The 14,171-nt window shown below is 41.2% G+C and carries 15 protein-coding genes; all 15 read left to right on the top strand.

What is annotated here, in order from left to right:
• Positions 1–657 precede the first annotated feature (657 nt).
• The 15 genes from BHF69_RS09535 to BHF69_RS09465 all read left to right on the top strand — a co-directional run bounded on the left by BHF69_RS09535 (position 658) and on the right by BHF69_RS09465 (position 14,167).
• Positions 658–2,916 (top strand): anaerobic ribonucleoside triphosphate reductase, encoded by a 2,259-nt coding sequence (locus BHF69_RS09535; RefSeq protein ID WP_075670994.1) that lies wholly within the window; start codon positions 658–660, stop codon positions 2,914–2,916.
• A 17-nt stretch (positions 2,917–2,933) separates the two neighbouring features.
• A complete protein-coding gene (nrdD, locus tag BHF69_RS14585) occupies positions 2,934–3,086 on the top strand; it encodes an anaerobic ribonucleoside-triphosphate reductase (protein WP_075670992.1) in 153 nt (50 codons plus the stop codon).
• On the top strand, positions 3,076–3,540 hold the full coding sequence (gene nrdG, locus BHF69_RS09525; RefSeq protein ID WP_083651198.1) for an anaerobic ribonucleoside-triphosphate reductase activating protein: 465 nt from the start codon (positions 3,076–3,078) through the stop codon (positions 3,538–3,540). Before nrdD ends, nrdG begins: the two co-directional genes overlap by 11 nt.
• Before the next feature lie 11 nt (positions 3,541–3,551).
• Complete coding sequence (locus BHF69_RS09520; protein WP_075670988.1) at positions 3,552–4,355, top strand: helix-turn-helix domain-containing protein; 804 nt, start codon at positions 3,552–3,554, stop codon at positions 4,353–4,355.
• Positions 4,356–4,597: 242 nt separating this feature from the next.
• Positions 4,598–5,524: an alpha/beta hydrolase gene (locus tag BHF69_RS09515; RefSeq protein ID WP_075670986.1), complete on the top strand. Its 927-nt coding sequence runs from the start codon at positions 4,598–4,600 to the stop codon at positions 5,522–5,524.
• A 9-nt stretch (positions 5,525–5,533) separates the two neighbouring features.
• Positions 5,534–6,835 (top strand): SLC13 family permease, encoded by a 1,302-nt coding sequence (locus BHF69_RS09510; protein WP_075670984.1) that lies wholly within the window; start codon positions 5,534–5,536, stop codon positions 6,833–6,835.
• A 133-nt stretch (positions 6,836–6,968) separates the two neighbouring features.
• Positions 6,969–7,445, top strand: coding sequence for a Na+/H+ antiporter subunit E (locus tag BHF69_RS09505; RefSeq protein WP_075670982.1), 477 nt, complete (start codon positions 6,969–6,971; stop codon positions 7,443–7,445).
• Positions 7,442–7,765: a monovalent cation/H+ antiporter complex subunit F gene (locus tag BHF69_RS09500; RefSeq protein ID WP_075670980.1), complete on the top strand. Its 324-nt coding sequence runs from the start codon at positions 7,442–7,444 to the stop codon at positions 7,763–7,765. Before BHF69_RS09505 ends, BHF69_RS09500 begins: the two co-directional genes overlap by 4 nt.
• Positions 7,758–8,081, top strand: coding sequence for a cation:proton antiporter (locus BHF69_RS09495; RefSeq protein WP_075670978.1), 324 nt, complete (start codon positions 7,758–7,760; stop codon positions 8,079–8,081). Before BHF69_RS09500 ends, BHF69_RS09495 begins: the two co-directional genes overlap by 8 nt.
• Positions 8,078–8,335, top strand: a complete 258-nt coding sequence (locus BHF69_RS09490) for a hydrogenase subunit MbhD domain-containing protein (RefSeq protein WP_075670976.1) — start codon at positions 8,078–8,080, stop codon at positions 8,333–8,335. Before BHF69_RS09495 ends, BHF69_RS09490 begins: the two co-directional genes overlap by 4 nt.
• Positions 8,328–9,320 (top strand): hydrogen gas-evolving membrane-bound hydrogenase subunit E, encoded by a 993-nt coding sequence (gene mbhE, locus BHF69_RS09485; protein ID WP_075670974.1) that lies wholly within the window; start codon positions 8,328–8,330, stop codon positions 9,318–9,320. The genes BHF69_RS09490 and mbhE overlap by 8 nt, the downstream gene beginning before the upstream one ends.
• Before the next feature lie 2 nt (positions 9,321–9,322).
• The gene (locus BHF69_RS09480) at positions 9,323–9,697 is read left to right on the top strand and encodes a sodium:proton antiporter (RefSeq protein WP_075670972.1); all 375 of its coding nucleotides are present in this window, start codon (positions 9,323–9,325) and stop codon (positions 9,695–9,697) included.
• A complete protein-coding gene (locus tag BHF69_RS09475; protein WP_075670970.1) occupies positions 9,698–11,194 on the top strand; it encodes a complex I subunit 5 family protein in 1,497 nt (498 codons plus the stop codon).
• Between the two features lie 12 nt (positions 11,195–11,206).
• Positions 11,207–12,682 carry a complex I subunit 5 family protein gene (locus tag BHF69_RS09470; RefSeq protein ID WP_075670968.1) on the top strand — a complete coding sequence of 492 codons (1,476 nt, stop codon included), beginning with the start codon at positions 11,207–11,209 and terminating at the stop codon, positions 12,680–12,682.
• A 15-nt stretch (positions 12,683–12,697) separates the two neighbouring features.
• A complete protein-coding gene (locus BHF69_RS09465; protein ID WP_075670966.1) occupies positions 12,698–14,167 on the top strand; it encodes a proton-conducting transporter transmembrane domain-containing protein in 1,470 nt (489 codons plus the stop codon).
• Positions 14,168–14,171: the final 4 nt, after the last annotated feature.

The following is a 14,171-nucleotide window of genomic DNA, read 5'->3' as shown; positions in this document are numbered from 1 at the left end:
TTTAGAAAATCCAGCAAAGAATCTATATTATGGTTCTTTTGCTGGATTTTTGTAAATAATTACTCTGTAAAATACGGGTTTTCTGGAATACAGATGCAAGCGATGAGAACGGAATTATTTCAGCCGGCAATCAGGTTTCCAGAGCTTAACAATCCCTAACATGCTTTGCGTTTTTGCCACTCGCCACAGCCGCTTCGCTTTTAGCGCTCTCGTGGTAGGGACCAGACGAAAATCTTATATGCCGCCCATCTGCAAATGGTTCTTAAGCAAGCTTCTCCCCATTTGTCCCTGGACGAGAGATAAGATTTTCGTCTGTCCTGATGTAGAACAAGAGAAAACATGTATCAGGTTTGGAAGCTCCGTAGCCTGATTGCTGACCAGAATGATTTCGTTCTCACTCACTATCCCATAGTCAAAGAAACCCGCACAGGATAGAATAAAAAATTATATATCCACACTAAAATGTGGATATGTGGATAATTGCATGTGCAATACATGTGAAATAGATGTGTATAGTATGTGAAAAGAAATTCCTGATGTCATTTCTATAGAAGTGCTTGCATTATAAATAGTTTAGAGGTATAATAACCACAAGATGTTGTGGAAGATGCATAAATCCTACACAACATATATATTATGAAAGGTATATGATGAAACATGATAAGAGAGATTCAGAAGAGAAACGGGGACGTGGTTCCTTTCGATTCCGTGAAGATCCTGAATGCAATGAGCCAGGCGAACAAGGCGGTAGATGGAGAAAATATGACACCTACTGACTTGTTATTTTTAACGGAAAAGGTATGCGGCTGTATTAATGAGGACATCTGCAACGTAGAAGAGGTGCAGGATTTTGTAGAGCAGATTTTGATTAAATATGGTTATGGGAAAACTGCAAAGGCCTATATTCTGTATCGTGCAGAACATACAAAGATCCGCAATACGGAATCTGATTTGATGGACATCTATGAACGTCTTACCTATTCTTACGCAAAGGATGAAGATATTAAACGTGAAAATGCCAATATCGATGCAGATACCGCCATGGGAACTATGTTAAAGTATGGTTCTGAGGGATCTAAGTATTTTATTGATAATTATGTGCTTCCGAAGGATATTGCGGCAGCTCATATTAATGGGGATATTCACATTCATGACAAGGACTTCTATATGTTGACAGAGACATGCTGTCAGATTGATCTGATCAAACTGTTTCATGATGGCTTTTCCACAGGTCATGGGAACTTACGTGAACCGAATTCTATTCAGAGCTATTCTGCTCTGGCATGTATTGCTATTCAGGCGAACCAGAATGAGATGCATGGCGGACAGAGCGTACCAAACTTTGATTATGCAATGGCTGATGGAGTACGCAAAACGTATAAAAAGAAATATCGTCATCTCATGAATCAATATTTTCAGATTCGTTTTGGAATGACAGAAGAAGAAAGTAAGGAAGCCATTGATGCATATATGGAGCAATTAAAAGCTCCACTTACTATGGGTAATGCAGATGTGATCGCAGAAGAGATCAGGCAGATGCAGATGCCAAACGGATTGAGTGTAGAGCAGATGGAAGAATTACATCGATATGTACAGAAGGAAGCATTGACTATGACAGACAGAGAAACCTATCAGGCTATGGAAGCTTTCGTACATAACTTAAATACGATGAATTCAAGAGCAGGGGCACAAGTGCCATTCAGTTCGATTAATTACGGAACAGATACTTCACCAGAGGCAAGAATGGTTATTCGAAATCTTCTGGAATGTACCGAAAAAGGATTGGGAGGTGGAGAGACACCGATCTTCCCGGTACAGATTTTTAAAGTGAAGGAAGGAATAAACTTTAATCCTGGAGATCCGAATTACGATTTATTCAAGCAGGCCATTAAGACATCTGCGAAGCGGTTATTTCCCAACTTTAGCTTTATTGATGCACCGTACAATCTTCAGTACTATAAAGAAGGAGATTATAATACAGAAGTTTCCTATATGGGATGCCGTACCCGTGTGTTAGGAAATGTCTATGATAAGACAAAAGAAGTTACCTGTGGACGTGGAAATTTAAGCTTTACTTCTATCAATCTTCCAAGATTGGGAATTGAAGCACATGGAGATATTAAAAAGTTCTATAAGATGCTGGATACACAGATGGAGCTGGTGATCCGTCAGCTGATGCACCGCTTTAAAATTCAATGTACCAAGAAGGTGCGTAATTATCCATTTTTGATGGGACAAGGCATCTGGATTGATTCTGAGCATCTAAATTATGAAGATAACATTGCAGAGGTGTTAAAGCATGGAACCTTAAGCATTGGGTTTATTGGTCTGGCTGAGACACTAAAGGCTTTGATCGGAAAGCATCATGGAGAAAGTGAAGAGGCACAGCAGCTTGGTCTTGAGATTATTGGCTATATGCGTCAGAGAATGGATTTAGAATCTAAGAAGACAGGGCTTAATTTTACATTATTAGCAACGCCGGCAGAAGGATTGAGCGGTCGATTTATTAAGATTGATCAGAAGAAGTATGGAATCATGGAAGGTATTACAGATCGGGAGTATTATACAAACTCCTTCCACGTGCCAGTGTATTATCCAATTCGTGCTTTTGAGAAGATTCAGATTGAAGCACCATATCATGCCCTGACCAATGCAGGACATATCAGTTATGTAGAGCTGGATGGAGATACATGTAAGAATCTGGAAGCTTTTGAAGCGGTCATTCGATATATGAAGGAACAGGGAATTGGATATGGATCTGTCAATCATCCAGTAGACAGAGATCCAGTTTGTGGCTATACAGGAGTCATTGATGACGTATGTCCGCGATGCGGAAGAAGAGCAGGAGAAAGTGTAAGCATTGAGAAATTAAATGAATTGCGCAAAAAGTATCCGGATGTACCAATTTATCATTAAGTAAGGAGGATGAAGTTATGACAAAGAGAGAAATGAAAACAAAAGAAATCGGACAGGATATTGGATTCGACAGAATCCGTCGTATTACAGGATATTTAGTTGGAACTACAGAACGTTTTAATAATGCGAAGAGAGCAGAAGAAAGAGATCGTGTCAAACATGGAATCTAAGATTCGGATCAGTGGAATTGTAGAGGAATCCATTGTAGATGGACCGGGAATTCGCTATGTAGTATTTACCCAGGGATGTCCTCATGATTGCAAAGGATGCCATAATCCACAGACTCATCCATTTGAAGGAGGTAAGATTGTGGATATCCAGGAGATTTTTGATGCTTTTTGTGAAAATCCTCTGCTTTCTGGGATTACTTTTTCTGGTGGAGAACCTTTTTGTCAGCCTAAGCCATTATATGAGCTGGGGAAGATGATAAAGCAGAAGGGGAAGACAGTGATGGTATATTCTGGGTATACATTGGAGCAGCTGGAAGAGATGGATGATATCTGGGTCAAGAAGCTTCTTAGCATTGCCGATATTTTGGTCGATGGTCCTTATGTAGAGGAATTGAGAGATTTGACCTTGCAATTTCGCGGAAGTTCGAATCAGCGGGTTCTCTATTTTAGTTAAAGGAAAGCAGGATGAAGGAAAAGACAATTGGAGCACTTTCCACATTTACAGGTGTTTCGATCCACACGATCAAATATTATGAGAAGATTGGATTGATCTCTTCAAATCGGGATGAACATTCCAACTATCGTTCCTACAATGTAAGAGTTTGTACGGATATTTATGAATGTCTCAAATACCGTAACATGGATTTTTCCCTGAAAGATACGGGAATTCTCTTAAAAGAGGCAGATGATCATATCTTTGAGCAGATGATGGAGCAAAGGAGCAGAGAGCTTAGCAGGCAGATTGAAGAACTGAAAGAGAAAAAGGCTGTAGTGGACGCTTATCGAAAGGAAATCATGGATGTGGATGCTCACCTTGGAAAATGGTATATTGAAGAACTTCCGCATTTTTATATGAGAAGTCAGACGGTGAATTTAGAATACGGAGAAGATGCTCAGATGGAGACGGGTGGAGTGAATTTAATCGATTATGTTCCACAGAGTAAATCAGTGGTATGCTTATCCAGAGATTATCTAAATGACGGGGAGCAGGCATTTTCCTGGGGGAATGGAATCTTTGCAGAGAAAGAAAAAGAGGAATTCCAGACAGAAGGAATGACTCATATTAAAAATGGCAGGGCATTTGTCACTTATATGAGGTTAACAGGCTCCTATGTTTCTAATGGAGAGATGGCAGTTGCGATCAGAAAGATTTTTCGTCAATATAAGTATGTTTTTCCGTCAGACGCTTATGGTGTGAGAATTAAGATAACTCATGATGAAGAACAAAGGGACTGGAATTATTTTAAGATATTTATACCATTAGAGTAACAAGAAGTATGGTAAATGAATGAAGGCAGAAACCTGAGGGTAACACTCAGGTTTCTGCCTGATTTTTTTTGTCTACAACGATTTTAAGCCACATAGAAAAGGAAGAAGAATAAATAATCTATATAAGTTTGGAATTATTTATAGAAAATTCATATAAATAACCGATTGACCTGGAAGTGACTGTTGGTTATAAAATTAACAATATTAAAAACACAATAAGAAAAAACGAGGAGGAGCAGAATATGAACAGAGAAGAAATCAAAAAAATGGGTTTTGACGAGTTCAAAAAAGCGTTGGATTCTATAGAAAATGTACATATATTAGAAGCCAATGGAAAAGAAGTCTATGGATTATACAAGCATGATGTTTGTTATGTAGAAAGAGACGGAATCAAACGAACCTTGCAGATGATTGTTCCGGAGATGAAGGAAGGCGTAGGCTATACTTACCCTGCAATTTTATATGTACAGGGATCTGCCTGGATGAAGCAGGATGAGTATAAGAGACTTGGAGTGATGGCAAGACTGGCGCAAAAAGGATTTGTAACTGCGATTTTACAGTATCGGGAAAGTGATCTGGCAGTTTTTCCTGCACAGGTACAGGATGCCAAGACAGGAATTCGCTTCTTAAGAAAACATGCAGAGGAATTTCATATTGATCCGGAACAGGTTTTTCTGATGGGAGATTCCAGTGGTGGAAATACAGCATTTCTTGCAGCGTTTACGGCAGATGAAGATTGTATGGATACGGATGTATATGGAGAATATTCCTGTAAAGTAAAGGCTTTGATCGATTTTTATGGAGTTACAGATGTACGCATTAAGGAGGATTTCCCGACAACTTTAAATCAGGGAGAACCAGACAGTCCGGAAGGGATGTTGATTGGAAGAAAAAATGTATATGAATATCCAGAATTATCTGCACCAGTAACTGCGATGAATTACGTTAGGGAAGAGGTACCTTCTCCTCCAGTATTAATGATGCACGGGGAAGCAGATGACATGGTAGCATGTAATCAGAGCATTCGCCTGTATAAAAAGCTGATGGAAGAAGGAAAAGATGTTGAATTTTATCTGATGAAAAATGCCGGACATGGAGATGTGGCATTTTGGACAGAAGAAAATATGGCAATTGTAGAAGCATTTATCCGTAAACACATGGAAGAATAGGGGGATTATATGAGTATTACACTTATGGCCATTATACTGATCTTGATCGTAGTGGCAACTGTATTGACCAAGAAGGTTCCATTTAACTTTGTATTACTGATCGTTCCTATGATCTGTGCCATGATATTGGGATATGATATTTTTGAGATCAGTGATTTTGTATTGGAGCAGTTTGCATCTCTGATGAAATCAACTGGATTTATGCTGTTGTTTGCATTTTTATATTTTACAATGCTGACAGAGACAGGGATGTTTGATACCATTGTATCTGCAATTACTAAGAAATTAGGAAATAAGATGAACGTCATTGTCATTATGATCTTAACCTCTTTGATTGGAGCATTTGCAATCTTGACAGGAAACTTTACTCCGGCATATTTGATTACATTTCCAATCTTAGTTCCATTATATAAAAAATTTGATTTTGATAGAGAAGCAGCGTTTATTATCGCACAGACGGCTATGTCAGCGATGTGCTTTATTCCATGGGGAATTGGTATGGCTTATACGGCTATGTCTTCAGGGATTGATACAGCCGAACTGGCTTCTGCATCTGTACCGTGGGGATTATGCTTTATACCGGCCATTGTTCTTCAATGGGTATATTTTGCGATGAAGCATAAAAAGCGGGTAGGTACTTTTGGACCAGTTGTGAAGGAGGAAGAGATTGAGAAAAAAGAGGAAGAAGAAAAACCATTTCTTCGACCAAAGATGTTCTGGATCAACCTGATTCTATTTGTAGTATTTATGGTAGCACTTGGTGTGTTCAGTATTCCGCCTTATCTTGTATTTATTATTGCAACGGTCGTAACTGCGATGATCAATTATCCAAAGGATTATGGTAAAATATTTGGAAAGGTAGGACCGATGTATCTGAATATTCTGGTCATGTTGTTAGCGATCAATATGTATCAGGCAGTATTTAACAGCACGGGAATGGTAGGGGCTTTGTCCGAAAGTCTGGTTCAGGTATGTCCAGCGTTCCTGCTTCGCTATTTCCATATTATTATGCTGCTGCTTTGCGTAATTATTATTTATTTTGTGCCATTCCAGATCTTCAATGCTCTGTATCCATTATTCGTATCGGTTGGAGCAGGATTTGGAATTTCACCAGTGGCAATGATCGCACCATTTGTATGTAACTTGTCACTGGCAACAAGCTCTACGCCAACCAACTCATCCACCTATCTTGGATGTGCGTTGACTGAAACAGAGGTAGAGCCTTATTGTAAGAAGGCGGTGCCAATACAGACGGTGACGAATGCCATTGTCGTACTGACAGCGATTATCTTTGGAGTATTACAATTATAGACCATGTAGAATCCTGCAGAGCAGGATTCTTTTTTATATTTTAATAAAATTGATTATTCCCAAAGAGTGGGATATAATAACGATAAGCGAAAGGATGCATACAGCGGAAGGATTCGTAGATCGGAGGGGTACCATGCTACTGTTATTTTTTATATGCTGGATAATTTTTGCGGGAGATCTTACATTGGAAATTGCGGCATTTGGAGTGGTGATAGCTGCAGTTGTTTTTGCTTTTCAATGTAAATTTCTGGATTATTCCATTCAGAAAGAAAAAAAAGTATATCGAAATATTTTATGGGGAATCGGATATGCAGTCATTCTCATATTGGAAATCTTAAAGGCTAATATTGGAGTGATGCAGCTCATTCTTTCACCAAAAATGGAAGTTGAACCCAAGTTGGTACGGTTTCGGACAGACCTAAAGACAGATTTAGCCAGAGTGATTCTGGCAAATTCCATTACATTGACACCAGGGACTATTACCGTTACTTTGGAAGGAGACGAATATTTGGTACATTGCCTGGATAAATCCATGGCGGAAGGAATGGACGATTCTATTTTTGTGCGCTTATTGCATCAATTAGAAGAGAAAGAAGGCGAAAAAGGATGAAATCAGAGTTGTTAATGCAGGTTCAGGATGGGTTTATTATCATATGCATGTTTTTCATGGCAATCCTTATATTTTTATGTTTGATTCGCGCGATTCGAGGACCGAGACTGACGGATCGAATCATCAGTGGTAATATGATAGGCACCATGACGATTATCTCCATTGCGCTATTGTCTGTGCTTCTAAAAGAAAGCTATCTTCTGGATGTCTGTCTCATCTATGCGATGGTCAGCTTTATTGGTGTGATAGTTTTGACAAAAGTATATATGGGTGTATATCGTGAGAAAAAGAAGAAACAGGAGGAGAATAAGGATGATTGAATGGATTCGTTTTTTGATCGGAGCATTTTTTATTATAATAGGAATCATAACCGCAGCTGTGGCCACCTTCGGCATGTATCGATTTTCCTATGTGCTAAACCGTATGCATTCGGCAGCCATGTGTGATACATTGGCTCTGGCATCGGTGATGATTGGATTGATCGTCATTTATGGTATTTCTTTTGCATCGCTGAAATTAGTATTGATCATTTTGTTTTTGTGGTTTGCAAGCCCGGTATCCAGTCATCTGGTCTCCAGACTGGAGGTTACGATTTATAAGAATTTGGAGCAGGAATGTGAGGTGCCAAAAGAATGAAAGTGATTGGACTGATTTTATTGGGATTTTTGATTGTTTGTGCCATTGCGACCTGTCTGTCAAAGAATCTTTTGACATCAGTGGTCATCTTCATGTCATACAGCCTGATCATGGCGATTATCTGGTTTTTGTTGCAATCACCGGATCTGGCTATTACAGAGGCGGCAGTAGGAGCAGGGGTGACCAGTATATTGTTTTTCGTAACCTTTAAAAAGATTGGTGTAATGAAGGGAGACGAGGAAGAGGATGAGTAAAGTTAGAAAGGATTATGAACAGTCAAAATGGCATCGGTTTTCACAGTGGCTGAATGGAGAGATGCCAGTAGAATATAAATCTTCCCCGGAGTGGCATCTGACGGATGAAGAACTCTCAAAAAAATATGAAGAGGATATGGAGCGGGCTAAAACTGCACAGCGAAAGGAAGCCAGGCTCTATGCAAAGTATCGCAGCTGGCCGGAAGAAAAAGGTGTACACATTTATGAAAGGGTATATCGTATTTTGGCGGTGCTGATCTGTCTTGCGGTCATTGGAAGTCTGTTGATCACGGTTTCCTATCTTCCAGAATTCGGAAATTCGGATAATCCGGTGAACAATGAGGTATCCAAACGATACATCGAGCAGGGGATACAGGAGACTGGGGCAGTCAATATTGTAACAGGAATGATTTTAGATTATCGTGCATTTGATACGTTCGGGGAATCACATGTGCTTTTTATTGCGGTAAGCTGTGTTTTTATCATTCTTCGCCTTGGAATTGGGAAGGAGAAGAATATTGAGGATGAAAAGGCCAAGGAGGCAGAGAATGACCGACTGCTAGAACCGAAGAACGATAAGATTCTTCAGAAGGCAGCTTTTTTTCTCGTACCGATTATTTTTATTTTTGGAATTTATGTCATACTATTTGGACATTTGTCGCCAGGAGGGGGCTTCTCAGGAGGGGCCATCATCGGCGCAGGGCTGATCTTATATCTGGATGCTTATGGGTTTCAAAAAACGGAGCGGTTTTTTACCCTTAAAACGTTCCGGGTGGTATCTCTGGCAGGGCTTCTGACCTATGCGGCAGCAAAAAGCTATTCCTTTTTTACCGGAGCCAATCACATAAAAAGCATCATCCCATTGGGGATTCCAGGGCATATCTTAAGCAGTGGGCTGATTCTGGTATTGAATATCTGTGTAGGAGCGGTGGTATCCTGTACGATGTATGCGTTTTATGTATTATTCAGAAAAGGAGATTTCTAGATATGGGAGCAAATTTGTTTCACAATTATTATGAAACGGTAGCCGTGATCCTGTTTGGAATTGGGTTTACCACCCTTTTGCTGCATCGAAATATGATCAAGAAGATTATCGGGCTTAATATTATGGATACAGCGGTCTATCTTTTTCTGGCAGCGAAGGGATATATTGAAGGAAGAATGGCACCCATTGTGGTAAATGGGATCCAGAAGCAGGAGGCATATATCAATCCGATTCCCAGTGGATTGGTACTGACGGGGATTGTCGTCTCCGTAAGCGTGACTGCGGTGATGCTGGCACTTACCATTCGACTTTATCGAAGATATGGATCTCTGGATGTAGATGAGATTTCCATGAAGGCAAAAAAGGAGGAGCGATAGATGGAATTTATCAGAAATCTTCCGTTTATTGGCATCTTCCTATGTATGTCAACGGGAGTCATCAATTCAGTATTAGATGGAAAATGGGCGAAGAAGGTTTCCTTTACCGTAATTACGGCCAATCTGTTCATGTCCATCCTGGTGCTTTATTATGTATGGCAGACAAAACAGAGCTATATCTATGTTATGGGCCATCATCCGGCACCGTGGGGAAATGAAATTCGCTTTGGAATTTTAGAAGGAGCGTTTGCCACATTTTTCTGTTTGATTATGTTGTTGTCCGTATTGGGCGGCGTGAAGCGATTGGAAGAGGATATTTCGGAGAAGCGTTCTAATCTGTATTATGTATTGGTCAATCTTTTGATGGCGGCCATTCTTGCGCTGACTTATACCAACGATTTATTTACGGCTTATGTGTTTGTAGAGATTATGACCATCGGTGCTTGCGGAATCATTGTGATTCGTGGAGAGGGAAGGTCTCTTCTGGCATCGGTAAAATATATGATCATGAGTCTGCTTGGATCAGGCTTGATTTTGATCGGTCTGACGTTGATTTATGATTTGACGGGACATCTTTTGATGTCCAATATTCAGGAAGCAGCTCAACAGCTGGTAAAGAGCGGACAATATCAGGTGCCGTTCACATCCGCTATTGCGCTGATATCCGTAGGACTGGCGATGAAGAGTGCGCTGTTCCCGTTTCATTCCTGGCTGCCAGATGCGTATACTTATGCCACATCGGCATCCAGTGCGATTTTATCCAGTTTAGTTTCAAAGGCCTATATCTTTTTATTAATCAAGATTTATTACCGGGTCATTGGACTTTCCATTATTTTTCAGAATAAGATTTTGAATATCTTATTTCTATTTGGAATCGCAGGCATGATCTTCGGGTCCCTAAGTGCCATTCGGCAGGATGATTTAAAGAAGATGATCGCATATTCCAGTGTGGCCCAGATTGGATATATTTATATGGGAATCGGATTGGGGACTACAGCCGGCATGCTGGCAGCAGTCTTTCACATTATGTCCCACGCAGCATCAAAATCCATGATGTTTTTATCTGCTTCTGGTTTATCCCAGGTGTCAGGAAGAAGCTGTAATTATCGGAAATTGATTGGAGCAGCCCATAGAAATCGAATTGCAGGCTTTGCATTTTTAGTAGGCGCCTTTTCCATGGTCGGGATTCCTATGACTGCAGGGTATATCTCTAAAGTATATTTTGCGCAGGCAGCCATTCAGGCGCCTTATCAGTTTAAGATGATCATTACAGTGATCACACTGGGAATTAGTACAATTCTGAATGCGGTGTATTTTATAAGGGCATTGATCGTCATCTATCAGCCGTTGAAGGGGCAGAAGCAGGGAGCCGATGGCCGAAGAGATTTCAGAATGGCGGTTGCATTATGGGCTCTTGTTGTGACCAACCTGTTTTTAGGTATGCATTCAGATGCAGTAGTAGATCTGCTAAGAGCAGGTCTTCGTATGTTTTGTTAGGAGGGAAGTAATATGAATTCATGGATGGTTCTTGTTCCGGTATTGCTTCCGATTCTGATGGGAATGCTGATACCATGTTTGAAGATATTAGAAAGAGAGAAGATAAGAAATATCTATGTTACAGGTGCCTTAGGGCTGGAGCTGATCGTAGTATGGCTCTGGATGGGAAGAGAGGGCAGCAGCTGTCTTGCTTTTTTCTTGTTGGAGAATCTGCCGATCTACTTTCATATCGATCGATTATCGGTCTTTTTCAGCGGATTGATTTCGGTCATTTGGATATGCTCTGGAATCTTTGCACTGGAATATATGAAGCATGAAGGGGAGGAACGGCGATATTATACCTTTTACCTCATTGCAGAAGGTGTTCTGGTTGGATTAAGTTATGCAGGAAATCTTCTGACCTTGTATTTTTGTTTTGAGTGTATGACTCTTCTTACTATGCCTCTGGTGCTTCATTCTAAGACCAAAGAGGCAGTTAGAGCGGCAAGAAAATATATGTTTTATTCCATTTTTGGCGCATCGGCTGCCCTTGGAGGAATTTGCATTCTGGCGGCTTATGCACCGTCCATTGCTTTTATACCAGGAGGAGTCTTTACACCGGAAAGCTTTGAAGCACATGAGACATTGTATCTGGCAGCGGCGGCTATTATGGTTGTTGGATTTTGCGGAAAAGCAGGGATTTTCCCGCTACATGGATGGCTTCCAACGGCGCATCCTCAGGCACCGGCACCGGCCAGTGCAGTTATGTCTGGAGTCATTACCAAGATGGGGGTACTGGCTTGTATGAGAACCGTATTTTATATCTTTGGTGTGGATTATTTACGAGACACCTGGGTACAGATGCTGTGGTTGATTCTGGCACTGATTACGATTTTTCTGGGGTCTATGATGGCCTATAAGGAACCGATGATGAAACGAAGATTTGCTTATTCTACGGTCAGTCAGGTTTCCTATATCCTGCTGGGACTGGCATCTATGACGGTGGCAGGAGTCACGGGAGCTTTGCTTCACATCGTGTTCCATGGAATAGCAAAAACGGCGCTATTCTTGATGTCAGGGGCAGTGATCTATGAAACGGGAAAGACGAGAATCAGACAGCTTGCCGGTATCGGAAAAGAACTTCCGCTCGTTATGACAGGATTTACGATGGCGTCGATTTCTCTGGTGGGAATCCCACCCGCTGCTGGATTTGTCAGTAAGGAATTCCTTGCACATGGAGTGATGGAGTCTCAAATCCCTGTATTATATTGGCTGGGACCGGTCATACTTTTGATCAGTGCGGTGCTGACTGCAGGATATCTGCTGATGATTTCCATTGATGGATATGCTCCGAAAGGTGGAAAGAAAAAGGAATGGAAGAAGAGAGAGACAGACTGGAAGCTTACCGTTCCGGTATTTGGACTTGGAATTGCAGCAATAGTAATGGGAATCTGGCCGGGACCACTTGTTAAGGTGGCGGAGCAGATTGCCCAAATGTTGATTGGATAGGGAAAGGAGTAGAAAATGAACGCATGGACATTATTAATTCCAATCTTGCTGCCGATGATCGGTGGCGGACTTTTATACTTTTTTCCGATTAAGGATGACAGAAAGCGGATGTGCTATGTGATGACACTGGTCGTAACCAATTCGGTACTGGTGTATTGGATGCTGATTCAAGGTGTGGAAGGCACCTGTCGGGCATTGGTGATGGCACATAATCTGACCATTCACTTTCACATTGATGGCTTCTCCAGAGTCTTTGCAGGCATCATTGCCGGACTCTGGCCGCTGGCTACATTATATGCTTTTGAGTATATGAAGCATGAGGGACGAAATAATCTGTTCTTCTCCTTTTATACTATGACATATGGCGTGTGCATCGGCATTGCATTTGCAGCAAATCTGATGACACTGTATATGTTTTATGAGCTATTGACATTGTCAACGTTAACCCTTGTGATTCATAAGCTGGATCAGCCCTCCATTTTGGCGGCGAGAAAGTATATGGTATATTCTCTTGCAGGAGCTGCATTTGCCTTTATCGGTTTTATGTTTATTCTCCAATATGGGACCACAACCGATTTTGTCTATGGAGGAGTTTTGGATGCGGGAAGAATTGCAGGAAAGGAAAATCTGCTTTTATTTATTTTTGTGATAGCGGTGCTTGGATTCGGTGTAAAAGCAGCAATTTTTCCATTTCACGGATGGCTGCCGACAGCTTCAGTGGCGCCTACACCGGTTACCGCTCTGTTGCATGCCGTGGCAGTGGTAAAAGCGGGTGCATTTGCTATTATGCGAATTACCTATTATAGCTTCGGGACGGATTTCTTACGTGGTACCTGGGCACAGACGGTGATGATGACCTTTGCCATTGTGACCATCGTATTTGCATCCTCCAGGGCGGTGAAGGAGATTCATCTGAAGCGGAGGCTGGCATATTCTACGATCAGTAATCTATCCTATATCATTTTTGGGGCGTCTATTATGACACCAAGTGGCTTTTGCGGTGGAATGGCTCATATGGTCACCCATGCAGTTATGAAGATTACGTTATTTTTCTGTGCCGGAGCGATTATGCATCAGACCAACAAAGAATATATTTATGAACTGAAGGGAATCGGAAGATCCATGCCATTTGTCATGGGATGCTTTACCATTGGATCAGCAGCTGTTATGGGAGTACCACTTTTGTGTGGGTTTGTCAGCAAATGGACGATTCTTACAGCAGCCGTGACCAGTCAGAATGGATATGCGATGCTGGGAGTGGCAGCAATCTTATTTTCCGCCTTTTTGACTGCGGTATATCTATTCTCCATTGTGGTAAAGGCATTCTTTCGAACAGAAAATCTGACAGGAACAGTGAAAAATCAGGATCCAAACTGGTATATGAAGGCTCCACTGGTGCTTTTGACCGTGGCCGTGATTCTGATCGGTGTGTATTCGGGACCGTTGCTTCGGTTTCTGGAGCAGATTGCATTTGGAAGGATTTAGGAGG

The sequence above is a fragment of the Anaerostipes sp. 992a genome (assembly GCF_001940245.1).
Lineage (GTDB): Bacteria > Bacillota > Clostridia > Lachnospirales > Lachnospiraceae > Fimousia.
This window is presented reverse-complemented; position numbering and strand designations above follow the sequence as displayed.